General features: G+C 41.8%; 21 protein-coding genes and 1 pseudogene. 14 read left to right on the forward strand and 8 right to left on the reverse strand.

What is annotated here, in order from left to right:
- Nucleotides 1-62: 62 nt before the first annotated feature.
- Both ACSFVZ_RS12570 and ACSFVZ_RS12575 read right to left on the reverse strand, forming a co-directional pair.
- Nucleotides 63-350 carry a cell division protein ZapA gene (locus ACSFVZ_RS12570; RefSeq protein ID WP_435558982.1) on the reverse strand — a complete coding sequence of 96 codons (288 nt, stop codon included), beginning with the start codon at nt 348-350 and terminating at the stop codon, nt 63-65.
- Nucleotides 350-580: a DUF904 domain-containing protein gene (locus ACSFVZ_RS12575; protein WP_130050403.1), complete on the reverse strand. Its 231-nt coding sequence runs from the start codon at nt 578-580 to the stop codon at nt 350-352. The genes ACSFVZ_RS12570 and ACSFVZ_RS12575 overlap by 1 nt, the downstream gene beginning before the upstream one ends.
- A gap of 230 nt (nt 581-810) precedes the next feature.
- Here ACSFVZ_RS12575 and ACSFVZ_RS12580 point away from each other — a divergent pair, with 230 nt between their 5' ends.
- Nucleotides 811-1650 carry a 23S rRNA (adenine(2030)-N(6))-methyltransferase RlmJ gene (locus tag ACSFVZ_RS12580; protein WP_235383130.1) on the forward strand — a complete coding sequence of 280 codons (840 nt, stop codon included), beginning with the start codon at nt 811-813 and terminating at the stop codon, nt 1648-1650.
- Between the two features lie 101 nt (nt 1651-1751).
- Here the strand turns inward: ACSFVZ_RS12580 and ACSFVZ_RS12585 are convergent, their stop codons facing one another.
- The 3 genes from ACSFVZ_RS12585 to ACSFVZ_RS12595 form a co-directional block, all read right to left on the reverse strand.
- Nucleotides 1752-2561, reverse strand: a complete 810-nt coding sequence (locus ACSFVZ_RS12585) for an META domain-containing protein (RefSeq protein WP_235383129.1) — start codon at nt 2559-2561, stop codon at nt 1752-1754.
- Nucleotides 2562-2673: 112 nt separating this feature from the next.
- The gene (locus tag ACSFVZ_RS12590; protein ID WP_235383128.1) at nt 2674-3240 is read right to left on the reverse strand and encodes a PhnA domain-containing protein; all 567 of its coding nucleotides are present in this window, start codon (nt 3238-3240) and stop codon (nt 2674-2676) included.
- 80 nt (nt 3241-3320) lie between these two features.
- On the reverse strand, nt 3321-4076 hold the full coding sequence (locus tag ACSFVZ_RS12595; protein ID WP_235383127.1) for a substrate-binding periplasmic protein: 756 nt from the start codon (nt 4074-4076) through the stop codon (nt 3321-3323).
- Nucleotides 4077-4188: 112 nt separating this feature from the next.
- On the opposite strand from ACSFVZ_RS12595, the gene ACSFVZ_RS12600 reads away from it, so the two are divergent.
- From ACSFVZ_RS12600 to ACSFVZ_RS12630, 7 genes and pseudogenes are all read left to right on the forward strand, one after another.
- Nucleotides 4189-5466: an EAL and HDOD domain-containing protein gene (locus ACSFVZ_RS12600; protein WP_235383126.1), complete on the forward strand. Its 1278-nt coding sequence runs from the start codon at nt 4189-4191 to the stop codon at nt 5464-5466.
- 53 nt (nt 5467-5519) lie between these two features.
- Nucleotides 5520-6134, forward strand: a complete 615-nt coding sequence (locus tag ACSFVZ_RS12605) for a paraquat-inducible protein A (protein ID WP_135923297.1) — start codon at nt 5520-5522, stop codon at nt 6132-6134.
- 43 nt (nt 6135-6177) lie between these two features.
- The gene (locus ACSFVZ_RS12610) at nt 6178-6531 is read left to right on the forward strand and encodes a hypothetical protein (RefSeq protein ID WP_138556696.1); all 354 of its coding nucleotides are present in this window, start codon (nt 6178-6180) and stop codon (nt 6529-6531) included.
- Nucleotides 6532-6635: 104 nt separating this feature from the next.
- Nucleotides 6636-7958: pseudogene (locus tag ACSFVZ_RS12615) on the forward strand (TolC family protein).
- Entirely contained in the window at nt 7951-9408 is a 1458-nt protein-coding gene (locus ACSFVZ_RS12620; protein ID WP_235383124.1) for an efflux RND transporter periplasmic adaptor subunit, read from the forward strand. The pseudogene ACSFVZ_RS12615 and the gene ACSFVZ_RS12620 overlap by 8 nt, the downstream one beginning before the upstream one ends.
- Nucleotides 9405-12509: an efflux RND transporter permease subunit gene (locus ACSFVZ_RS12625; RefSeq protein WP_435558984.1), complete on the forward strand. Its 3105-nt coding sequence runs from the start codon at nt 9405-9407 to the stop codon at nt 12507-12509. The genes ACSFVZ_RS12620 and ACSFVZ_RS12625 overlap by 4 nt, the downstream gene beginning before the upstream one ends.
- Before the next feature lie 142 nt (nt 12510-12651).
- On the forward strand, nt 12652-13107 hold the full coding sequence (locus ACSFVZ_RS12630; protein ID WP_135923302.1) for a hypothetical protein: 456 nt from the start codon (nt 12652-12654) through the stop codon (nt 13105-13107).
- 21 nt (nt 13108-13128) lie between these two features.
- On the opposite strand, the gene ppx is transcribed toward ACSFVZ_RS12630, so the two are convergent.
- The 3 genes from ppx to ACSFVZ_RS12645 form a co-directional block, all read right to left on the reverse strand.
- Nucleotides 13129-14616, reverse strand: coding sequence for an exopolyphosphatase (gene ppx, locus ACSFVZ_RS12635; protein WP_235383122.1), 1488 nt, complete (start codon nt 14614-14616; stop codon nt 13129-13131).
- The gene (gene ppk1, locus ACSFVZ_RS12640; protein WP_435558985.1) at nt 14609-16690 is read right to left on the reverse strand and encodes a polyphosphate kinase 1; all 2082 of its coding nucleotides are present in this window, start codon (nt 16688-16690) and stop codon (nt 14609-14611) included. Before ppk1 ends, ppx begins: the two co-directional genes overlap by 8 nt.
- A gap of 160 nt (nt 16691-16850) precedes the next feature.
- A complete protein-coding gene (locus tag ACSFVZ_RS12645; protein WP_135923305.1) occupies nt 16851-17357 on the reverse strand; it encodes a glycine cleavage system transcriptional repressor in 507 nt (168 codons plus the stop codon).
- A 344-nt stretch (nt 17358-17701) separates the two neighbouring features.
- On the opposite strand from ACSFVZ_RS12645, the gene ACSFVZ_RS12650 reads away from it, so the two are divergent.
- The 6 genes from ACSFVZ_RS12650 to ACSFVZ_RS12675 all read left to right on the forward strand — a co-directional run bounded on the left by ACSFVZ_RS12650 (nt 17702) and on the right by ACSFVZ_RS12675 (nt 25342).
- Nucleotides 17702-19936 carry an ABC transporter permease subunit gene (locus ACSFVZ_RS12650; protein ID WP_135923306.1) on the forward strand — a complete coding sequence of 745 codons (2235 nt, stop codon included), beginning with the start codon at nt 17702-17704 and terminating at the stop codon, nt 19934-19936.
- A gap of 15 nt (nt 19937-19951) precedes the next feature.
- Nucleotides 19952-21601 (forward strand): phosphate ABC transporter permease PstA, encoded by a 1650-nt coding sequence (gene pstA / locus ACSFVZ_RS12655; RefSeq protein WP_135923307.1) that lies wholly within the window; start codon nt 19952-19954, stop codon nt 21599-21601.
- A 26-nt stretch (nt 21602-21627) separates the two neighbouring features.
- Nucleotides 21628-22455, forward strand: a complete 828-nt coding sequence (gene pstB / locus ACSFVZ_RS12660; RefSeq protein WP_135923308.1) for a phosphate ABC transporter ATP-binding protein PstB — start codon at nt 21628-21630, stop codon at nt 22453-22455.
- Nucleotides 22456-22502: 47 nt separating this feature from the next.
- Entirely contained in the window at nt 22503-23204 is a 702-nt protein-coding gene (phoU, locus tag ACSFVZ_RS12665) for a phosphate signaling complex protein PhoU (RefSeq protein ID WP_054552476.1), read from the forward strand.
- A gap of 150 nt (nt 23205-23354) precedes the next feature.
- A complete protein-coding gene (locus ACSFVZ_RS12670) occupies nt 23355-24032 on the forward strand; it encodes a TIGR00153 family protein (RefSeq protein ID WP_135923309.1) in 678 nt (225 codons plus the stop codon).
- A 41-nt stretch (nt 24033-24073) separates the two neighbouring features.
- Nucleotides 24074-25342, forward strand: a complete 1269-nt coding sequence (locus ACSFVZ_RS12675; RefSeq protein ID WP_135923310.1) for an inorganic phosphate transporter — start codon at nt 24074-24076, stop codon at nt 25340-25342.
- Nucleotides 25343-25447 lie beyond the last annotated feature (105 nt).

Raw genomic sequence — 25447 nt, forward strand, 5'->3', positions numbered from 1 at the left:
TTATTTGCTCGAATATGAGTGAATATGATCGATTGTAAACAAAAAAGCGCTGTGTGCGCTTTTTAGGGATCGAGATGTTGGCTGAGTTTATCAATTAAACTGTCATGTTGCTGTTCTTGTTTTGCTTGTTGCGATTTCACTTCAAGCAATTCATGACTTAAATGTAATGCAGCCATTAGCAAAGCGTTTTGTTCATTACGAACTGTTGAGCGTTGTTTCATTTGCTCCACCAAGTCATTTAAATTTTGAGCTGCGGCTATAAGGGAATTCTCTTGCCCTTGTGGGCAAGAGAATTCATGTTCCTTACCCAGTAGCTCGACAGTGACTCGCTGACTTTGTGGGGAGCTCATTAGCTAGCCTGTTGAACGCTTTGTAATTTCTCAAGCAGACCGGTAAGTGTACTGCTAGCATCTTTTTGTTTCTCTTCGTTTTCGAGAACTTCAAGTTGCAGAGTTTCGTTTTCATCTAACAGTTTTGCTGTTTGTTCTTGTAAGCTTTTAACTTCGCTTTCAAGTTCACTGTTGCGAAGGATTAATTTGTCGATCAGTTGTTCGAGTTGGGAAAGAGTTTCGTTATTCATAAATGCGCTCATAAAACTGTGATTATTGTCATGCAAATGTAAAGGAAAGTGCCTTGATATGCCAGCATTTACGGCTGTTTTAGCAGATTTTTATTTATTATTAAGGCGTAATTCAGTGTAATGGCTTTTTTATTCATTTATGGTTCACTGAAGCGCCACATTTTCTGTTTATCATGTACAATATGACTATTCATTTTTAATGCAGCTTTTGCATCTGGCGACTTATAAATATGCTTAGTTATCGACATTCTTTCCATGCGGGCAATCCTGCCGATGTTTTAAAACACCTTGTTTTAGCTGAAGTACTTAAATACCAAACTATCAAAGATAAGCCACTCGATTATGTGGATACGCATTCTGGTGCAGGTTTTTTTGAACTTGCTGGTAGTGATGCACAAAAAACACAAGAATATTTAGATGGCATCGCCAAGCTTTGGCATCACCGTAGTGAACATGCGGAACTAAATGACTATATTGAGCTTATTAAGTTGTTTAATGAAAATGGTAATTTAGATTTTTACCCAGGCTCACCGAAAATTGCAGAGCACTTCCTACGCCGCCAAGATAATGGCTGGTTTTTTGAATTACATCCGCGCGACTTACAGCTTTTGCAAGACAACATGAAAGGAAAGCGTTCAATTCGCGTGCGTGGCGAAAATGGTTTTCAAGGCTTGGTAGGCTTGTTACCACCAGCCTCTCGGCGTGCGTGTGTATTGATTGACCCTCCATATGAAATTAAAGATGACTATGACACTGTTGTAAAAACGCTTGTCAAAGCACATAAACGTTTCGCAACAGGCACATATATGATTTGGTATCCGGTAGTCGACCGTGAACGAATCGATAGAATGGAAGCTGGATTAATTGCGTCGGGTATGCGCAATATTCAACTTTTTGAATTAGCAACTGAGGCCGATACCGACGTTCATGGCATGACAGCATCGGGTATGATAGTGATCAACCCGCCATGGAAATTAAAGCAAACAATGGATGCGGTATTACCAGAACTTGTTTCATTACTGAGTGATAGCAGTGGTTTTTATCGCAGTGAACAGTTAGTTGAAGAGTAAATTGTTTTCCATATAAAAAGCCCAACAATCACTGTTGGGCTTTTTATGCGTTGCCTAAATTTATCTTTATAGTTGTTTATATAAAGTTTAGGTTGCTTTATTTAGTTCATATAAGTGGCTGCAAAGGTAGCAACAGGTTCGCTACTATCATCAAGCAATATGAGCTTTTCACCATTTATTGTAAATTGAGCAGTCGCAGCTAAAGCTGCAGACATAGCTGCTTCGATATCCATTTGCGAAATACACATTTTTTCGGTGCTTGCTAATGGGTTAAAGGTCAGAGTTTGGCCACTGACTTCATAGCTACCAGAGAAATTATTGCAGCCCAAGAAACCATTGGTTGAGCCATCTTCTTTGAATTGAATAAAAGGCTCTTTGGTTTCGACCGTCACTGCTTCATCATTAATGGTGATAGCTTTCCAGTAAGTGTTTACCAAAGTAACATCTGGCTTTTTAGCAGATACTTTAGAAACGGTTACTTTATAAACCTCAGCAGTTTCATCTTCGACAAATGGATTGTTATGAGTAGTGCTGATATAAAGCAATTTACCTTGGTTTTCGATGCGAGCACTTACGCTGTAACGGTGACGATCAACGATTTTACTATCATCATATTCAAGAGCCACAGTGTAAGGTGGTGCACCATTTAGTTCAATCTCTTGCTCGCTGATTACATCAGCTTTTGCGTCCATTTTTGAAACATCAGCAAGTTGCACCTTTAGTACTGAGCCTGGTGGTAACATGCTGCGATCTAAGTAAGTAACCTCAGTAGTAAGAGTTTTCATTGTAGATTGCTCTGCTTTTTGGGTACTAGAATTGTCCCCACAACCCGTTAATACAACGCTGCTACCTAACAGCATAAGACTACAAATAGAGGCGTTTTTTAAAGATGAGAAGGTATCCGAAGCCATGATTATTTTCCTTGCGTTACACTATGTAAATAATTAGAAAAGCATAAAGTTCGCTGACTTAATCATAGCTTAATTAATTGAAAATGGGCACAAGGCCCATTTATTTCATGTATTATTTTTTCACGTACTTAGTGAGAATAACAATACGCTGACCTTCTACGCGCCCTTCGATGTGTTCAGGGTTGCTAGTCAGGCCGATATTTCTAACAGCTGTGCCTCGTTTTGCAACTAGGCTACTGCCTTTTACGTCAAGATCTTTAATCAGTGTAACGGTGTCACCAGCTTGAAGAACCACACCATTGCTATCGATATGTTTAATGTCATCTTCTTCGGCAAGGGCCATTTGCGCCCATTTAAGGGTATCTTCTTCAAGGTAAATCATGTCTAGCGCGTCTTGTGCCCAACCATTATCCGCAGCTAAGCGTTTTAACATGCGATAAGCCACAACTTGCACAGCGGGTGTTTGACTCCACATGCTATCGTTTAGGCAGTGCCAATGGTTTGCTGTTAGCTCTGCGCTATTGTCAATTTGGTCTTTACAGGTTTGGCACACATAAATGCACTTGTCTGAATGAGCCTCTGTAACAGGGGGGACTTCGTAAACAGATAGGTTAGCTGTATTAGTACAAAGTTCACATTGGTTATTACTGCGTTCGATAAGGGCTTGTTCAATGCTCATAGGAGGCTCTTTTAAGTTAACAAGGTAAGAAAAACAGCGCGCAGTATAGCAAAAGTAGGTCCAAAGCGGAATATCCTTAGTTATTGTGGGGGTATGTTTTTCGTATATTTGTTGATGATGGCATCAAGGCGGCCGGATTGTTTTAACTCATCGATAGCCATATTTATCTTTGGTAGCAATGCTTGGTGTTCAGCACGTAGGCGAATTTTTAGGTTACCAAGCGAGTGTAGCGCGCCAAAGTCGATATCAGCATTAAATTGCTGAGCCCAATACAGCGCAGGCAGTTTATCTAGAATGACTACCTCAATACGTTTTAGTTTTAGAGCCTCAATAAGTTGCTTTTCAGAACTAAAATCGACCCGTTTAAAGTGGTTGTCGTCGTAGTAATAATAGCCAAGTATAGTACCAACAGGTTTGTTTTTTATGGCCTCAAGCTGTTGCCAATTGGTCACATTATTTTTCAAACTTACTAGGTATTCTTCAATGGTAAATAAGCTATCTGAATAAATAAATTGTGGGTTTTGCTTTTCGGTTTGGCTTAACCATTCAAGGCTAATTACATCAAAGTCGATGTGCCCAAGATGAAGATATTTAACGGTACGTTTGGCTGGCAGCTCTACATGTTTTGCTTGTATGTCAGCGAGCTGCATAACTCGCATGATAATTTCAGGCAATATCCCCGGTTCACGTTTATCGTTTGTGTAATATGGGAAATAGTTTCCAGATCCCGTGACATTGTATTTAAGTACGGGTGGTTGTTCCGCTTGTACAGACCGTGAAAGAAGTAATAAAACTAAGAAAGCCGAGTAAATTAGGGGCAATGGATTATTTGACATCGTTTTCATGTGCCTAGTGTGGTCGGGTTTTTATTTTTTAGCAAGGTGTTCAGCTTTCACTATACTAAGAACAGGAGTAAAGTGGGGGGACAGTATCTGAGCGAGATGTATAATGTCAGAATTAAGTATGGAAGGTAACAAAAGTCAGAGCATGACGCAGTATATAGCCCGGCAGCCAATATTTAATGCTGACAGAAGCCTGTATGCCTATGAGTTATTGTACAGGGAATCAAATGATAATGTCTTTCCGGTGGGGACCAGTGATGGTCAAGCTACAGGTCGATTGTTTTTCAATGCCTTGATGTTGATGGGGTTAGAGAAGCTTACAGGTTTTCAACCAGCATTTATCAACTTATCAACTGACGCTATTTTAGATGACTTTCCAAAGTTGTTGCAGCCAACCAGTGCTGTGATAGAAATTGTCGAGCGTGCGACAAGTATCCCGCAAATTATTGGTCGAGTTAAACAATTAAAGCAAGATGGTTACCTTTTTGCTTTAGACGACTACGACGGTGATGATAAGTGGCAAGATGTATTGCCATTAATGGACTTCATAAAAATAGAGGCTGCTGACCCAATCATTAAAACCAATATGACGGTTAAAAAGCTTAAACGCAGCTACCCAAAAGCAAAAGTTATTGTTGAGAGAGTAGAAAGCTACGAAGATTTTCAACAATTAAAAGCGGCTGGTTGTGATTTATTTCAAGGGTATTTTTTTGCGAAGCCAGAATTGCTAAGGTTTGGTAATGTGGAGCCTTCAAAAGTGGCTGTTCTAGAGTTACTCAGCTGCACTGCTCAAACTGCTCTAAATTTTGACCAAATCCAGCAACGTGTAGCCAAAGATATTGCCTTAACAGCTAGAATCTTAAGGCTGGTAAACGCACGAACCAGCAGTACACAACAGACAATTCGCTCAATTTCGCAGGCGGTTATTTATTTAGGTGAAGATGCAATTAGGCAATTTGTTCGTGTATTAGCACTAAGCGAGTTAGGGAACGATAAACCGCAAGAGTTAACTAAGCTTGGTTTAACTCGTGCTAAATTTATATCACTGATGCTTGAACCTGCGGGTAAAGAGCTTTCGGAGCAAGGCTATTTAGTGGGTCTTTTGTCTGTATTGGACGCTATTTTAGATGTAAAGCTTGATGCGGTTGTTAAAGAGTTCTCGCTTGGAGCAGAACTTACAAGTGCACTGGTTAAGTTTGATGGAATGCAAGGAGCCAGTTTGCAGCTTGTTATAGCCATGGAAAAAGAACAGTGGCAAACAGCAACCAAGTTACTAAAGATAATTCGTCCAGCAGCGAATATGGATATTGTGTATCGTGCAATGTATGACGCTCGTGCCTATGCTGACAATGTGTTTGACACTTTAGCATCGGTTGCAGACTAATCTCGTTAAGTTAGCTATGATGCCCGCAATGTTTACAGGTAAGGGTTATCAATATGCGTGTTTTTTTCCCCATTGTAATGATTATTGCGGCGTTAGCTTTACTTATACCGGGCGTGACGAGACCAGTTTTAACCTTAGAAGGTAAAATAGATAAATCGAAGCTTGCTAAAACAGGTATTGAAATGATTGCCGATGAAGGCGATCGCAATACGCGTAGTGTACTAATGATGGCATCAAGCATGTTGGGGCTTGATAAGCTTGAAGGCGAAATCGATGCCTACAAAAAAACGCGCAGCATTTGGGGCACAGTAAATGAGCTTGCCAATAACAAAAACTACCTTGTTGCCGCGCTGGTTGCGGTGTTCTCGATTGTTATTCCCACTTTAAAACTCCTGATGCAATTGCTTTATTGTTTTTTACCGATGAATAGATTTAAGCATTTACTCGGTCAACTCATACAAGGCTTAAGTAAATGGAGCATGGTTGATGTGTTTGTGATTGCATTAATCGTGTCTTATTTGGCTGGTAACGCCGATGGACAAATGGGCGAACTGATAAAAATGCATGCCGAATTAGGCGATGGATTTTGGTATTTTACTGGTTATTGCCTGTTTGCTATTGCTGCCAGCAGTAGCATTAAAACAGATAAACCCTTGTCGAGCGCGTAAATTTCGGGCTACAATTTGGGCAACTAATTTTTAAGGTATGATGATGACGCGACTTTCAAGCTACTTATTGATAGCTATGATGCTGCTCACTTTTGTGGGTCAGTCAGTTGCGTCTGTTGCTATGGTATGTGATATGCCACATGCCAGCATGCAAATGGACCATCATGCTACTATGAGCGCTGACAGCGACATGAGTGATATGGACTGTTGCCATGAAGACGTAATGGATACCAGCGATTGTGCGTGTCCGTTCAATGCCTGTACAGCTCACTCACTCCTGCCGCTAAATGATTTAGTTGTTAAATCAATTAAGCAATCAGAAAAAGTCACAGTGTTAGGCGCCAGCCAGCTTAGTTTCCGTGTAAGTTCTTTATATCGTCCACCTATTACTGCTTAAGCAGGATAGGTCTGTCTAAAATTTAGCAAAACGCTGAAATACACCTCATCCTGCAACCAAAATCTATTGTTTTTTAACCATTTTTAAGATTTTTGGAGCATGTGATGATTCACAGCAAATTGATTAAGGCGCTTTCTCTTGGCGCAGTATTGGTAACCTCAAGTTTAGTGAAAGCAGAGCCGTTGGCACTCAATCAGGTGATTGATTATGCATTGACTCACGAGCCTTGGTTACAGGCAAATAAATACCAGCAACAGGCGATAGAAGCGCAAAGCATTGCGGCCGGTACCTTGCCAGATCCAGTATTAACCGTTGGGCTAATGAATTTACCAACCGATGGTTTTGCCTTTGATCAAGAAGGTATGACGCAATTCAAAGTGGGCTTGTCACAACAATTTAGCCGAGGTGATAGCCTTGCCCTACAGCAGCAAGCATTGAAACAATCAGCTGAGCAATACCCTTGGCTGCGTGCAGACCGCCAAGCGCAGGTTAAAGCCATTGTTAGCGAAGCATGGCTAAATGCCTATCGCGCGCAAAAAAGCATTCAACTGATCAACCAAGATAAAGCCTTATTTAATCAACTTATTGATATTACAGAAGCAAGCTATGCCAATACACTTGGCGCAACTCGCCAGCAGGATATTATTCGCGCTCAGCTAGAGCTGACTCGGCTTGAAGATAAGCTGGTGATGTTAGAGCAACAGTTTGATAGTGCCTAAAAGCGACTAGCACAATGGCTACCTATTGAAATGCTAAACGGTGCAGTGAGCGATGACAATACTAAGGTGGCTGCACTAATGCCTTATCAAGAGCTTGAACCGTCTGGGGTGACTGAAGTGTTGATGAGTCACCCGGCAATTATTGCTATTGATCATGCAATGCGTGCTAAAAACACCCAAGTGCAAGTGGCTAAAGAAGCGTATAAGCCGCAATTTGGTATGAACCTAGGCTATGGCTATCGTGACGATACACTTATGGGTGACTCTCGCGCTGACTTGTTCTCTATAGGGGTTAGTGTTGATTTACCGCTGTTCACTGATAACCGTCAAGATCAACAAGTCAATGCCGCAATAGCTAGTGCAGAGGCAGTAAAAACCAACAAACTTATTACCCTACAAAAATTGCAAGGTCAGTATTTTAAAGAGCTTAGCCAGTTGAGCCGACTAGCCCAGCGCAAAGCACTGTATCAACAGCAGCTATTACCGCAAATGGCAGAGCAAGCCGAAGCGACTTTAAATGCTTACACCAACGATGATGGTGACTTTTCAGAAGTGATGCGCGCACGTATCAGCGAACTTAACGCAAAAATTGATGCGTTAAACATCGAAATAGACAAACAAATCACCCTCGCTCGCCTTAACTATTACGCAGCAGCAAAAGATAACCAAATAAATGCAGCACAAAGCCAAGGAGCTAGCAATGAATAATACAGTGAAATTAGTTATCGCCTTGGCGGTAGGTGCGGCATTGGCAACGGCTGTAAATAAACTAGCTGAGCCAGATCATGAAGCTATGCCAAGCGCTGAGAAAAAGCCGCTATATTGGGTGGCGCCTATGGACAGCAATTATCGCCGTGATGAACCGGGTTTATCGCCAATGGGTATGGAATTAGTCCCCGTTTATGAGGAGCAAAGTAGCGCTGAAGACAGCCCAGGTACTGTGAGGATCTCATCCGCGGTCGTTAATAACTTAGGGGTAAGAACAGCGCCCGTACGCTTTAAATCATTACAAACGACCGTTGATACGGTTGGTTATGTGCAATACGACCAAGACCAACTCGTGCATATTCACCCTCGTGTCGAAGGTTGGATAGAAACCTTATATGTAAAAGCTGCAGGTGACCAAGTTAAGCAAGGCGAGCCACTTTATACCTTGTATTCTCCACAGTTAGTGAACGCACAAGAAGAGCTACTGCTTGCCCTTAAACGTAACAACGCAGTGCTTATACGTGCGGCCAAAGCACGCTTAGCCTCACTGAATGTTTCTGACGATTTTATTGCGCGATTAGAGCAAAGCCAAAAGGTCAGACAAAACATTACCTTTTATGCCAAGCAAAGTGGCGTATTGGATGAGCTAAATATCCGCGAAGGCTTCTTCGTAAAACCTGGCACAACCATGATGAGTATTGCTCACCTAGAAGAAGTGTGGGTTGAGGCGGAAGTTTTCGAGCGCCAAGCAGGGCTTATCCATAAAGGCTTGCCAGTTACTATGACATTAGATTACGTACCGGGTAAACGATGGCAGGGCGAGGTCGATTATATTTACCCAACCCTTGATGAGAAAAACCGTACTCTTCGCGTGCGCTTACGTTTTGCCAACCAAGATGGCTTACTAAAACCAAATATGTTTGCTGAAGTGAGCATTACTACCAAGCCGACTGAGCCGCAATTAGTCATCGCAAAAGAAGCGGTGATCCGCACCGGTAGCCAAGACCGTGTCGTCATTGATTTAGGTGAAGGGCGCTTTAAATCAGTCGCCGTGACGCTAGGTCGTAGTGATAATCACGATGTCGAAATTTTATCAGGCTTATTGAAAGACGATAACGTAGTGGTTTCAGCGCAGTTCTTAATAGATTCCGAATCAAGCAAAAGCTCTGACTTTATGCGTATGCAAGAGCCGGATACTGATAGTGCAATGGTCAATGGCGTGATCAACAGCATTGACCGCGAAGCCCGAACTGCCGTGATCAGTCGCGAAGCCATCCCTAAATGGGGGCGAGATGCAGCAACCATGGAGTTTCATTTTTCGCCACGCATCGATATGTCTAGTTTGCAAAGCGATGATGAAGTGCATTTTACCTTTAAGCTGGTTGATGGTGAGTTTGTGATTTTTGACATTATGACCATGAGCCACCCTATGCAAGGAGAAATGCAATGATAGCAGCCGTGATCCGTTGGTCAGTCGGTAATCGCTTCTTTGTATTACTGCTGTCTTTAATGTTGGCGGGCTTTGGGATTTTTTCTTTAAAGAATACCCCAGTTGATGCCTTGCCTGACTTATCTGATATACAGGTTATTGTAAAAACGTCCTACCCAGGACAAGCGCCACAAGTGGTGCAAGATCAAGTAACGTTTCCGATCACCACAGCCATGTTGTCGGTGCCGGGTGCTGAAACGGTAAGGGGCTTTTCGTTTTTTGGTGACTCTTATGTATACGTTATTTTTAATGAAGACACCGATCTTTACTGGGCCCGTAGTCGAGTACAAGAATATTTGAGTCAAGTAAGTGCTCGCTTACCGGATTCAGCGAGGCCTGAACTTGGCCCTGATGCAACAGGGGTAGGCTGGATTTACTTGTATGCGCTGGTGGATAAAACCGGTAAGCATGATATTAGCCAGCTACGAAGCCTGCAAGATTGGTTTTTAAAGTTTGAGCTGCAAACGGTGCCGGGCGTATCAGAAGTAGCGTCTGTTGGCGGTATGGTTAAGCAGTATCAGGTGAATGTCGACCCCGATAAATTGCGTGCTTATGGTATTCCGCTAAGTTTAATTCAAACAGCAATTAAGCAAGGTAACCAAGAGCGTGGTGCTTCTGTGGTCGAAATGGCAGAAGCAGAATACATGGTATCGAGCACAGGTTACGTCAAAAGTGTCGCCGATTTAGAGGCTATTCCGCTGGGTACTAATGCCAATGGCACGCCACTGCAATTACGCGATGTGGCTGATATAAAACTTGGGCCGCAAATGCGCCGTGGTATTGCCGAGCTTAACGGCGAGGGCGAAGTAACTGGTGGTGTGGTGGTGATGCGCTTTGGAGAAAACGCCGAAGCAACCATCAAACTTGTAAAAGAGAAGCTAGAGTCGCTCAAAAAAGGCTTGCCTGAGGGGGTTGAAATCATCCCAGTGTACGACCGCTCAAACCTTATTACCCAAGCGCTTGATAACTTAAGCTCAAAGTTAATTGAAGAATTAATCGTCGTGGCCTTAGTGTGTGTGGTGTTTTTATTCCATATACGTTCATCGATCGTAGCCATTATTACGTTGCCAATGGGTATTTTAACGGCTTTTTTGGTGATGTATTGGCAAGGTATAAACGCTAATATCATGTCGCTTGGTGGGATAGCGATTGCTATTGGTGCAATGACAGATGGTGCTATCGTGATGATAGAAAATATGCATAAGCATATGGAGAAAACCCCACTGACCGATGAAAACCGTTGGCAAGTGGTGATGGACTCAGCCGCAGAAGTCGGGCCCGCGTTATTCTTTAGTTTATTAATTATCACCGTCAGCTTTATGCCAGTGTTTATTCTAGAAGCACAAGAAGGCCGTATGTTCTCGCCACTGGCTTATACAAAAACCTATGCCATGGCGGCCTCGGCTGGTTTAGCCATTACATTGGTGCCGGTGCTAATGGGCTACTTTATTCGCGGTAAGGTTATATCGGAGCAGAAAAACCCTGTTAACCGGTTATTGGTGGCAGCGTATAAACCCTTATTAAATGCAGTATTAAAAGCGCCGAAAACAACTCTGTTACTCGCTGTGGTTTTGGCTGCTATTGGTTTTTACCCAGTTAATAAAATTGGTAGTGAGTTTATTCCTCCCCTTGATGAGGGCGACTTAATGTACATGCCAACTACTTACCCGGGTATTTCAATAGGTAAGGCCCGTGAAATCTTACAGCAGACCGATAAGTTAATTGCCAGTGTGCCAGAGGTCGAGTCGGTATTCGGTAAGGTAGGTCGTGCAGATACTGCAACAGATCCGGCGCCACTCACCATGATCGAAACCTTTATTCAGTTAAAGCCAAAGTCACAGTGGCGCGAGGGCATGACAACCGAGAAACTGAAAAAAGAGCTCGATAATCTGGTTAAGTTCCCAGGGCTTACCAATGCGTGGGTTATGCCAATCAAAACGCGAATCGACATGCTTGCCACTGGTATTAAAACGCCTGTGGGGATCAAAGTTGCTGGTCCAAAGCTGAGTGAAATTCAAAAAATCGGTGAGCAAATTGAAGTCATCTTAAAAGACTTACCGGGCACGGCTTCGGTTTACTCTGAGCGTGTTGCCGGCGGTCGCTACATCAAAGTCGATATCAACCGTGAAAAAGCAGCGCGTTATGGTTTGAATATTGCTGATGTACAACAGGTTGTTGCTACTGCTATCGGCGGTATGAATGTGACCGAAACCGTTGAAGGGCAAGAGCGTTACCCTGTTAACTTGCGTTACCCGCAAGATTATCGTGACTCGCCAGAAGAGCTTAAGTTGTTACCGATAGTGACACCAAACGGACAGCGTATCGCATTGGCTGATGTAGCCCATGTCTTTATCGAAGATGGCCCGCCGGGTATTAAAAGTGAAAATGCCCGCATTAATGGCTGGAGCTTAATCGACATTGAAGGCAGTGATATCGGCAGTTATGTTGAGCGTGCGCAACAAGCGCTGCATGAGCAACTCGAGCTACCAGCTGGTTACTCAATTACTTGGGCGGGGCAATATGAGTATATGGAGCGTGCTAAAGCTAAGCTTAGCTACGTATTGCCATTAACCTTGGCAATTATTGTGGTGCTGTTATACCTCAATTTTAGAAGCTTTACTGAGGTAGCAATGATCATGTTGACTTTACCGCTTGCAATGATTGGGGGTATTTGGTTGATGTACCTTGAAGGTTTTAACTTCTCGGTAGCCGTTGGAGTCGGCTTTATAGCCTTAGCTGGGGTCGCAGTAGAAATTGGCGTGATCATGCTGGTTTATCTTAACCAAGCTTATCAAGATGCTAAAGCGCAATCAGCACAATTTACGGTTACAGAGCTGCGCCAAGCAATCATCAATGGTGCGGGCCTTCGGGTGAGACCTGTAATGATGACAGTTGCCACCATTATTATCGGTTTACTGCCGGTGCTTTATGGCACTGGAACGGGTAGTGAAGTGATGAGCCGAATAGCAGCACCTATGGTTGGCGGAATGCTCAGTGCCATTGTTTTAACGCTACTTGTGTTACCTGCGCTTTATTTTATTTGGCGTAAACGAGATCTATAAATTTTACAGTCAGTGTGTAACTTGTACGCTTTTACTTGCTACAAGTTACACATTTTGTTTTTAAAGTTATGATAATTAAAGCGTTTTTTACTGGTGTGATTTATGCAGTGTCTTATTAAATTGATTTTGATAAGGAATGCACATGCAAGTTAAAACAATACAGCAAGTTTATGATTGGACCGTGTTATTTCATACCCAAATGGCGGCCAACTTCCATAATGTTAAAGACTTACTGGACGAGCACAATCAAATGCTGGTGGAGTATTATCTGCAATACGAGAAAAAATTGGCAGAAGATCTGGTTGGCTTTAAAGCCATTACAGAACTGAACACACTGGATACTTATTGCTACGAGTACTTTTCAGACAACCCAGATTTGATCACGTTTGATGATATTAGTACTGATCAAAAAATTGATGAAAAGGCCATTCAAGTATATTTAACGACACAGCATCAAAAGGTTATTGATTTATATGAATACCTTGTATCGCGTGCCGAAACTGCTGCAACGATTGAAAAGCTCGAGCGTTTACTAGAGCTTGAACATCAAGGTCTTAAGCAAATGATGCAAAGCTCAAACCGTCATATGGATATGTAATCGATTAATCTATTAATCCGCTTAATGAAAATCGAGTAAGAAGCCGACCTTTTTAAGGTATTTTTGCTCTTGCTGTAAATCCGCCAAAAGCAAGGTATGTTCTTTAAGCCACTTATTGTGAAACTTTAAGAACATACTATTTTGCTTGGCTGTGACCTCAAGATCAAAACCTTGGTCAGTAATGCGCTTTTGATTTAGCAATACTGCTAAGCGCAAAATAACAATTAACTGCAATATTTCGTAATGCTGCATGGTATGCAGAGCTGGAAAATCTTCTAAACGGATCTTTTTACGATAAAAGCGGATCATACAGCTAAGTAGAGTTTGTTGTTGCTGTGTGAAGCCCGGTAATTGACTGTTTGCTACGATATACGCACTGTGTTTATGTATTCCTGATGAATTAACCCCTAAGCCAATTTCATGCAGCTGCGCGGCCCAATCCAGTAAGTTGATATAGTCAGGGTCGGTAAGTTGCCATGCCCCTTTTACCTGTTCAAATAGCCACTTTGCAGTTGTCGATACACGATTAGCATGCTCTTTATCTATGGCATTACGCTCAGATAGGTTCGCTATAGTATTAGTGCGAATATCTTTATGGGCGAGCTTTTGCTGCATTTCATGAAGTAAACCTTCACGCAACGAGTAATCGCTATATTGCATCGCTTCGATTTTAAATAGTCTAAATACCGCGATTAAAATAGCCAAACCACCACAAATACTCACTTGTCGCTCAGGTGTAAGACCTTCAATTTGCAGAGCAGCTATTTGTTTAGCAGCAATAAACTGGGTTTTAAGTTCTAATAATCGCTCTAATGTGATCAGCTCTTGCTCGGCATCATTGGCATTAATCATGGCAAGGATAGATTTTATTGTGCCTGATGTTCCCACTACAGATTGCCAGCCAGCCGATAAGTAATTGGCAAAGATCACTTCGAGTTCTTGTTCAGCGCGAACCTCCGCTTTGGCAAAGCGCTTAGCTGTGATTTGTCCATCTGCAAAAAACTGCTTGGTATAGCTAACACAGCCCATGTTGCGACTAGCAAGGAGTTTGTGTTTAAAGTGTTTACCAATGATGAGCTCGGTACTGCCGCCACCGATATCAATAACTAAGCGGTTCTCATCGTGATGAATGTAATGGGCAACGCCTTGGTAAATTAAACGGGCTTCTTCTTGCCCTGAAATCACTTCAATCGGGTAAGGAAACACCTTACTTGCTTGAGTTAAGAATGAATGTATGTTTTTCGCGCGGCGTAATGTGTAAGTGGCAGCCACTTTGACATTCTCTAAAGGGAAGTCTTGCAATGTAGTGGCAAATTGTTTGAGAATAGCCAGTGCGCGCTCGATAGCTTCTTGGCTTAAGTGATTTTTATCATCTAAACCATCAGCTAAATAAACGCGCTGCTTTTCTTTGTGTAAGATTTGCAAAGAGCCATCGACCTCTCTTGCCACCACTAAATGAAAACTGTTTGAGCCTAAATCAACTGCAGCAATTGAGGGATAATCATTCATTATTATAGTTACTTTCCCATTTTTTAAGGTGGTCATAAATGGCAATTTGCGAACGAATTTTCTTGCGATTGCCACGGCGTACATAGCTGTTTTTTTGTTCGCTATCGATTATGCGCGCTTTTGTTCTATCTTTAAACTGTAGCTCAAGAATATCAATTATGAGCTGCTTTAATTTTTCATCATAAATGGGTGTAGCTACTTCTACACGGTGATCTAGATTCCGGGTCATCCAGTCTGCTGATGAAATATACACTTTTTCGTCACCATTATTGTGAAACACCATAACCCGAGGGTGCTCTAAAAAGCGGTCAACAATACTAATAATACGAATATTATCGTTAACGACAGAGGGCACTAACGAACACATGCCACGCACAATAATACGAATTTTTACACCGCGTCTTGCTGCAAAATAGAGATGGTCAACCAGCTCTTTATCAACAAGATTATTTATTTTTAGCGTAATTCGACCAGCTTTTCCGTGTTCTACGTTGGTAATCTCATTATCTATCAAGGAGGTAATAGTTTGTCTTGCGTTGACTGGTGAAATCATTAAGTGATCAAATTGAAATGGCTTATAGCTGCTTTCGATAAACTTAAACACACTATCGCACTCTTCACTAATACCTTCATGCCTAGTAAATAAACTAAAGTCAGTGTAGATTTTGGCGGTTTTTTCATGGAAGTTACCCGTGCCAATATGGGCGTACTTCACTATGTTGTTTTTTTCTTTACGGTGAATAACGCATAGTTTGCTGTGCACTTTTAGTGCAGGAATACCAAAAATAACTTTAACACCCGCATTACTCAGGGTTTTTGCCCATTCAATATTGTTTTGTTCATCAAAGCGCGCTTTCAGCTCAACCATTACAGTTACGTGTTTGCCATTTTTGGCGGCATTAATAAGCGTAGAAACCAGGCGAGACTGACTCGCAACGCGATAAATATTGACCTTAATTTGGGTTACATCTGGGTCAAACGCCGCTTGGCGTACAAACTCAAGTAAGTGGTTAAAGGTGTGGTAGGGGTAATACAGTAAAATATCTTGCTCTGAAATGGCATCAAACACACTTGAGTGATTGTTAAAGGCTGCGCTTTGTAATGCAGGCAGTGGTTTGTTTTCTAAATACTGACGGCCAACATTCGGAAACGCAATGAAATCGCGGAAATTACGGTAACGGCCGCCGGGGATCAACGCATCATGTTGGCTTATATTAAGGCGCTTTTTCATCACTTTAAGCATTTCAGCAGGCATGCTCTCGTCATAAACAAGGCGCACAGGCTCTGCAGAAATACGTTGTTTTAGACCTTTTGACATTTTATCGAGCAAGCCTTCTTCAAGCTCGTCATCTAAGTTGTATTCGGCATCACGGGTCAATTTGATGGCATAACATTGAATATCATCAAAGCTAAAAAAGCTGCTAAACACATCGCGAATAAAGTAGGCGATAATGTCATCAAGCATCACAATGGTTTTGTGACGGCGCGTTTTCTCTGGTGGTAAAATAACAAAACGAGATACGCGGTCGGTTGGTACTTCCATCATGGCATAATGACTTTTTTGGTTGGTCATCTCGACAAACAAATAGGTCATGGTGTCGTTGATTTGATCTGAGTAGTCTTTCTTTTCAGAGAGTAAAATCGGCAATATGTGTTGCAGCACATTGTCGTGGAAGAATTTTTTCAGCCAACTCAAGTGAAATTCAGATAGCTCCTCAGGTAACTCAACGTGAATATTGTGCTCGTTTAAGTCATTTAAAATGTCTTTATGAATTTGGTTAAACTTTTTACCAAGCTGCAGCACCTTACTTTGGATCTGATGAAGTAGTATTTCGTCTTCTTCAAAGTTCGCATCAGGAATTTTATTAAGTAATATTCGGCGTTTAACATCGGCAACACGGACACGGAAAAACTCATCCATGTTGTTTGAGTAAATACCTAAAAAGCGCATGCGCTCAATAATCGGGTTAGATTTATCTTTAGCTTCTTGCAGCACGCGTTCATTAAAAGACAGCCAACTTAGCTCTTTGGCAAAGTAATTAACGGCTTGAGAAGAAGAATGTGATGCGTTCATCTGGTTTTCCAACGTTTATAGCTAGTTAGAATATAGAGGATGCAGATGACGTTTATATGACGTATTTATCACTTTTATGACATACATGTCAGTTATGTGACATGTATGCCGTTAATTTTAAAGCTTAGTTTAAGTTTAAATATCCCTATAAACTTGCTTGTTATGCGTCCTCAATATCAACAATTAAGTCTGTGGTAATAGATTCAAGCGCACTGATCACTTCGTCTTTGCTCATACCAACGGGCAGGGCAACGGTTGCAACGGCACTGAATATAGGTACTCCCCAGTTAGGTGCACTTTGTTGTTTTGAATTAAGGTGAGTGATATTTGCTCCTTTGTGACGAATAACACTGGCAAGCTCTTGGACAATGCCGGGTCTATCATTACCGGTGATCACAAAGTTAATTTGTTCAGATTTAACCTCTTCGAGTGTTTCTGAACCACGCTCAATTCTCACCTCTAGATGAGGAAGGCTATGTAGAGCATCTTGCAATTCTTGTAAGTGTTCTTCAGGAACAGCAGCTTCTATAATGCCCGCAAAATGACCGGCTAGGTGGCTTAAGTTACTCCCTAACCAATTGCCATTATGGTTTAAAATTGTTGCTGATAGATCTTCAACTAGGCCAGGCTTATCTGGCCCTAAAATAGTAATTACTAACTGCTTCATACTTAAGTCTCTTAAAAAAGCCTCTGTAAAATGCAATGAAAAGAGGAGGCGTTGGTTGATGATAATTTTTATTTTGGGAAAAATAACACTTATTCAGTATTGTTGCAGATTTATTGTTTGTCCAATATTTTCCATATAGTAATAAAAAATTAGTTATAACAAATCGTTAGCCCATTGTATGTTAGTGACTCATAACTCTAAAACAATATTCATTTCGCTTATATTTACAGGCTAAAAACAACACCCAAGCATGCAGTTTATTACACTGAAATATGACGGTTGTAACATTACTGTCATCTTCGTGAAATATAATCCGCGCAACGTTAAGATTTAAGGGTGTTTTGATGACTTCCAATCCGAATAAACCGACCTTTCATACGGATAGAAGCCGTCTATTTAAAGACCGGTTTGCCGAGTGGGGTATTTCCGCAGGCGGTGTAATGGTGCTTATCGCACTGCTACTGATATTCTTTTACCTTCTATATGTTGTTCAACCTATTTTTGAGTCAGCAAAAGTTGAAACACGTAACAGTGTAAAACTAGATAATGCCTCAGAAATTGTTGGTCTAGGTATTGAAGAGCAAACTGAAGTGGCTTTTTTACTAGGTGAAAAAGGCAATGTCGACTTTTATAATGTCGAGAAAGCGCAGTTTGGTAAAAAGATCACCACTCTTAATACTGAATTACCAAGTGACGTGAGCAGCTTTGCACGCTCTGCACCATTTCAGAACCAATATGGCTATGGCCTAGAAAATGGCTCTGTGGTTATCGTGTCACCAAAGTTTTTAGTTACTTTCCCTAATAATGAACGCAAGCTAACCCCTCGCTTAGATTATCCGTTAGGTGATTTGGCGCTTGAAGTAGACGATCAAGGTGCGGCGATTACTAAGTTCGCATTTAGCCACTACGAAGATAAAACAGCCGTTGTTGCTTTAACCGCTGATAAGCGTGTTTTATTTAGTAGCTTTGTGGGTGAAGAAAATATGTTCACCGGCGAAGTTGAATGGGTTGTTGAGCGCACTGAGCTTGATATTGAAGGCCGCGTTGATGAGCTATTAATCTCACCTGACACAACGCGTACTTTTATTCGTTCTGCAAATCAGATTTATGTTTACGATACGCGTTATCCTTCTGAGGTTGAGCTAATTCAATTGCTTGCAGCAAACGAAGAAAACGCAAATCTTGTTTCAACGCAGCTGTTAGCCGGTGCTAACTCACTAATGCTTGCTAACGATAACGGCGAAGTATCGCAGTGGTTCGAAGTAAACACGGAAGATGGTCGCGAGTTTCAAAAAATCCGTGCATTCGAAACGACTAAACAATCTAAATTAAATATCTTTACAGAGTTTTATCGTCGAACTTTCTTTACCGCGGGTGCAAATGGTGAGCTAGGTATTTATTACACAACCAGTGAAGCAAAACTATGGCAAGGCAAAGTAAGCGAAGGTCCAATTCAAAATTTTGCAATTGCACCACGTTCTAATGCGGCACTTATTCTTGCTGATGATGCATTAAAAGTAATCGAAATTCATAACGAGCACCCTGAAGTAACCTGGTCTGCGTTATGGCAAGAAGTATGGTACGAGGGCTACCCAGAGCCGGCTTATATCTGGCAGTCAACGTCTGCAAGTGATGACTTTGAATCTAAATTCTCACTAGTACCAATTTCATTCGGTACGATTAAAGCTGCTATGTATGCGATGTTATTTGCAGTACCGATTGCACTTTCTGCGGCTATTTACACAGCTTACTTTATGTCGAGTGAACTACGTAAAGTGGTTAAGCCGACGGTTGAAATCATGGAAGCATTACCAACGGTAATCCTAGGTTTCTTGGCAGGTCTTTGGTTAGCGCCACTGATTGAAGAGCATTTACCAGCCATCGTCGGATTACTGGTGTTGCTGCCAATTGGTATTCTATTAACCGCATTTGGTTGGAACAAGCTACCGGCGTCAATTCGTCACCGTGTTCCTGAAGGTTCGCATTCAATTTTACTTATTCCAGTGGTTATCTTTATTGGTTGGTTATCATTTGCGATGAGTAACTCAATTGAGCTTTGGATGTTCGATGGTAACGTTCGTCAGTACCTAACTAATGAATTAGGAATGACATTCGACCAACGTAACTCGTTAGTTGTTGGTATTGCAATGGGCTTTGCAGTTATTCCAACTATCTTCTCAATTGCGGAAGATGCGGTATTTAGTGTTCCTAAGCACTTATCAAATGGTTCATTAGCACTCGGTGCTACGCAGTGGCAAACATTGGTGCGTGTAGTATTACTAACAGCAAGCCCAGGTATCTTCTCAGCTGTGATGATGGGTCTAGGCCGTGCTGTGGGTGAAACAATGATTGTACTAATGGCAACAGGTAATACACCTATTATGGACTGGAGTATCTTCCAGGGTATGAGAACGCTTGCAGCGAATATCGCGGTAGAAATGCCAGAGTCTGAGGTAGGCAGCTCGCATTATCGCATTCTATTCTTAGCAGCATTTGTACTATTCATATTCACATTCGTTTTCAACACAGTGGCTGAGTTTGTTCGTCAGCAACTGCGTGAAAAATACAGTTCAATGTAGGTGGAGAGACACGACATGGTAAAGCAGTGGTTTAAGTCTGGTTCTCCTTGGATTTGGATGACCGGCGGTGCGGTAAGCATCAGTTTAATCTCGGTTCTTGGCTTATTAGCCATGATTGCTTGGAAAGGTTTAAGCTTTTTCTGGCCATCAGAAGTCGTGCAACTTGAGCTGCAAGGCTCAGTTGCTAAACAAACAGTGATCGGTGAAGTTTATGACCGTGAGCTAGTTGCAAAATCACGTATTGAGGCGACGGGCGTTGATTTATCTCACTACGACAAAGAGCAACTAGAGCGCTTACTAATCAAAACAGGTAACCGTGAGTACGTAGATCTCGATTTCCGTTGGGTATTAGAGACAGACATCACATCGCGTACTGCACCCGCTGAACTTGCAGTATTCGAGCGTAGCAAAAACGGTAACTTTTACGGTTATGTAGAACAGGTTATTAAAGACGGTGAAGTTATTACAGATAACAAAATCGAGGTACTTTATGATCTTGTTGACCGTGCCGTTGACCTAAACGACCAAGCACTCGATTTACAAAATGGTGATATTGGTCATATCAACTATGAACTTGAGCGCTTGCGCTTAAAAGAAAAAGCGTATCAGCTTGATAACGAGTTAACGGATGAGCGTGTTGCTGAGCTAGCACAAACACGCGCTGAGCTACGTGCTGAATATGCCGTGCTAGAAAAACAGTTATTTGCACTTCGTAAAGAAGCAAAGCGTGACCAAGTAACGGTTAAAGACATGCGTGGTGAAGTGGTTACTTTACCTCTGTATCAAGTTCTTGATGTATGGTTCCCAAATGACATGGGCTTCTTTGCAAAGCTTGGTCATTACTTTGTACAGCTAGGTAAGTTCGTAGCGGACGACCCGCGTGAAGCAAATACTGAAGGGGGTGTATTCCCTGCAATTTTTGGTACTGTATTCATGGTATTACTGATGGCAGTGATTGTGACTCCGTTTGGTGTTGTTGCAGCGATTTACTTACATGAATACGCAGCGAAAAATGCGATTACGAAGATGATCCGTATCGCGGTAATCAACCTTGCGGGTGTACCTTCAATTGTATACGGTGTATTTGGTTTAGGCTTCTTTGTATACATGCTAGGTGGCAGTATCGACCAATTGTTCTACCCAGAGTCGTCGCCAAGCCCAGTATTTGGTACACCTGGTGTGATTTGGTCAGCATTAACCTTGGCAATTTTAACCTTACCGGTTGTAATTGTTTCAACGGAAGAAGGTTTGTCACGTATTCCAAGTACTGTTCGTCATGGTTCACTGGCGCTTGGTGCAACAAAAGCAGAAACGCTATGGCGCATCATCATTCCGATGGCAAGCCCTGCGATTATGACTGGTTTAATCTTAGCGGTTGCGCGTGCAGCCGGTGAAGTAGCACCACTAATGCTTGTTGGTGTTGTTAAGATGGCACCAACACTGCCACTTGACGGTAACTTCCCATACGTACATTTAGATAGAAAATTTATGCACTTAGGTTTCCACATTTATGATGTTGGTTTCCAAAGCCCTAACGTAGAAGCGGCGCGTCCGCTGGTATATGCCACGGCATTCTTACTGGTATCAGTAATTATCGCCCTGAATATCACCGCGATTGGTATTCGTAACCACTTACGCGAAAAGTTTAGAGCTCTTGAGCATTAATACAGAATTTTTATAGGTAGACAGAGATGATTACAGTTGCACCACAAGTAAACCAAGCGAAAAGCGCGGCAAAGCTAGATTTAGAAAATCTAACAGCAGAACAAACAGCGTTAGAGATTAAAAACTTAGATCTATACTACGGTGATAAACAAGCGCTTAGCGGCGTAAATATGAACATCCCGAAAGGACAGGTAACGGCGTTTATCGGTCCATCTGGTTGTGGTAAATCAACACTTTTACGTTGTATCAACCGTATGAATGACCTAGTTGATAGCTGTCGTATCGATGGTGAGATCTTACTTCATGGTCACAACATCTATGATAAGAGCGTAGATGTTGCAGCATTACGAAGAAATGTTGGGATGGTGTTTCAGCGTCCTAATCCATTTCCAAAATCAATCTACGAAAATGTCGTTTATGGCCTACGCTTACAAGGTATTAAAGAAAAGCGTAAACTAGACGAAGTGGTTGAACAATCTTTACGTGGCGCAGCGTTATGGGATGAGGTTAAAGACCGTTTACACGATAGTGCATTTGGCCTATCGGGTGGTCAGCAACAGCGTCTTGTTATTGCTCGCTCAATTGCTATCGAGCCTGAAGTATTGCTTCTGGATGAGCCAACATCGGCACTTGATCCAATTTCTACTTTAGTTATCGAAGAGCTAATTAACGACTTAAAGAACAAGTTTACCGTGGTAATCGTTACTCACAACATGCAACAAGCTGCTCGTGTATCAGACCAAACTGCGTTCATGTACATGGGTGAGTTGATTGAGTATTCAGATACCAATACGTTATTTACAACACCAAGCAAGAAGAAAACAGAAGACTACATTACAGGCCGTTACGGTTAGTCAATAAAGTCACTTGGTACCGTAAACGAAATTTATAGAGGTAGACAATGGAACATAATATCAATAAACACATTTCGGGCCGCTTTAATGAAGAGCTTGAAAATGTGCGTAACCATGTATTAAACATGGGTGGCTTAGTTGAGCAACAGCTAAACAGTGCACTGGATGCTGTTAGCAATGGTGATGCGGATCTTGCACAAAAAGTTCGTGAAAACGACTATAAAGTAAATGCAATGGAAGTAAATATCGACGAAGAGTGCACACGCATTATTGCTCGTCGTCAGCCTGCTGCCAGTGACTTACGCCTTGTGATTGCAATCGCTAAAACAATTGCTGATTTAGAGCGTATTGGTGATGAAGCTGAGCGCATTGCTAAAGTAGCATTGGATTCGTTCACAAAAGATCAGCAAGATCTTTTGGTGAATATTGAAAATATGGGTCGTCAAGTATCGAAAATGCTTCATGATGTACTCGACGCTTTTGCACGTATGGACGTGCAATGTGCGTTTGAAGTGCACAAAGAAGATGCCAAAGTTGATCGTGAATACGAAGCAATTACACGTCAAATCATGACTTATATGATGGAAGATCCACGCTCAATCCCGAAAATTATGGATTTAGTGTGGTCAGTACGCTCATTAGAGCGTATTGGCGACCGTTGCCAAAATATTGCTGAATACATTATCTACTTTGTAAACGGTAAAGATATTCGTCATACATCTCAAGCAGATATAGAAAAGTCGCTGTAATTTTAACCGCTACTTTTCATTATTAAACCGAGCGGCCTTTGGCCGCTTTGTCTATTATTGGTGATGTAAGGCAGAAAAAGCGTTCACAATCGAACACAATGCTGTAAAATTCGCAGCTGCCAAAGCATACTAATTTATAAAGGGTCAGTTATGCCTACAAATGCATTTTTAGGGGTTTTTGCTAAATCACCTATTAAGCCTATGGAAGATCACATCAAGAAAGCACATCAAGCAAGTAAAGCGTTGATCCCTTTCTTTAATCACGTGTTTAAAGAAGAATGGCAAGAAGCGGAAGAAATCCGCCTAAACATTCGTAATTTAGAGCGTGAAGCTGATGAAATGAAACGTAACATCCGCCTTCAACTACCTCGTGGCTTATTCATGCCTGTTGAGCGTACCGATTTGCTTGAACTTGTTACTCAACAAGACAAGATTGCTAACAAAGCAAAAGATATTGCAGGTCGTGTAGTTGGTCGTGAGATGACTATTCCTGCAGAAATTCAAGAAGATTTCCTTGCTTATGTAACTCGTTGTGTTGATGCAACTAAACAAGCATCAAAAGCAATCAACGAGCTAGATGAGCTTCTTGAAACGGGCTTCAAAGGTCGCGAAGTGACTTTAGTTGAAAAGATGCTCGTTGAATTGGACGCAATTGAGCAAGACACGGATGACATGCAAATCAAAATACGCCGTCAATTGCGCGCTATAGAAAATGAACTTAACCCAATCGACGTAATGTTCTTATACAAGATCATTGAATGGGTTGGCGAGCTGGCTGATATTGCTGAGCGCGTAGGTTCTCGTCTTGAGCTGATGTTAGCTCGTTAATTAAAAATCAGTTCAAATTCGAAAAATTAAAGGTTCACACAATGGATATCATTGCAAATTACGGCACGTTACTCGTTTTAACTGCCGCCGCAGTCGGTTTCTTCATGGCTTATGGTATTGGTGCAAATGACGTTGCCAATGCGATGGGTACATCTGTAGGCTCAAAAGCACTTACAATTAAACAAGCAATCATCATTGCGATGGTGTTTGAATTCGCTGGTGCATACCTTGCCGGTGGTGAGGTTACATCTACAATTCGTAAAGGGATTATAGATGCCGCGCCATTTACGGACATACCAGAACTTATGATACTTGGTATGATTGCCGCACTATTCGCTGCTGGTAGCTGGTTATTAATTGCCTCTTTCTTGGGCTGGCCAGTATCTACGACTCACTCAATCATCGGTGCCATCATTGGTTTCGCATTGGTTGCAGTAGGTAGCGAAGCAATTCAATGGAACAAGGTAATGGGCATTGTAGGTAGCTGGATTGTTACCCCTGCTATTTCAGGTTTTATTGCTTATTTGATTTTCATGAGTGCGCAAAAGCTAATTTTTGACACTGATGCACCACTTAAAAATGCTAAGCGTTTCGTACCTGTATACATGGGTCTAGCTGGCTTCATCATGTCGCTTGTAACCATCAAGAAAGGCTTGAAGCACATTGGTATTAACTTAGGTGCTGTTGAAGGTTATGCGCTTTCTATCGCAATTGCAGTGGTTGTTGCAATCATTGGTAAATTCGCAATTTCACGCCTTAAAATTGACCCTAAAGCTGACAAAAAAATGCAATTCAACAACGTTGAGAAAGTGTTCGCAGTACTAATGGTACTAACAGCATGTTGTATGGCATTCGCACATGGTTCAAACGACGTTGCTAACGCAATTGGTCCACTAGCTGCTGTTGTAAACATTGTTGAGCACAACGGTGAAATCGCTAAGAAAGCGGCTATCGCATGGTGGATTTTACCACTGGGTGGTTTCGGTATTGTTGCTGGTCTTGCTATTTTAGGTAAGAAAGTAATCAAAACAATCGGTGAAGGTATCACACACTTAACACCTAGCCGCGGTTTTGCTGCTGAGCTTGCAGCTGCTTCTACTGTTGTTATCGCATCAGGTACTGGCTTACCTATCTCTACTACACAAACACTTGTGGGTGCAGTATTAGGTGTAGGTATGGCACGTGGTATTGCGGCACTTAACATGGGTGTAGTAAGAAACATTGTAGTTTCTTGGGTAATTACATTGCCAGTTGGCGCAGCCCTTGCTATTGTTATTTTCTACGTACTGAGAACTGCCTTCGGGGTTTAAAAAAGTACTAACAGACTTTTAGCTTGAAAAGATCTCAATGCCTTAGGTATTGGGGTCTTTTTATTTGCAGGTAGTAATATCAATCCGCAATAATATTTAATCATT

This window comes from Pseudoalteromonas nanhaiensis (genome assembly GCF_051235485.1).
Taxonomy (GTDB): Bacteria; Pseudomonadota; Gammaproteobacteria; order Enterobacterales; family Alteromonadaceae; genus Pseudoalteromonas; species Pseudoalteromonas lipolytica_C.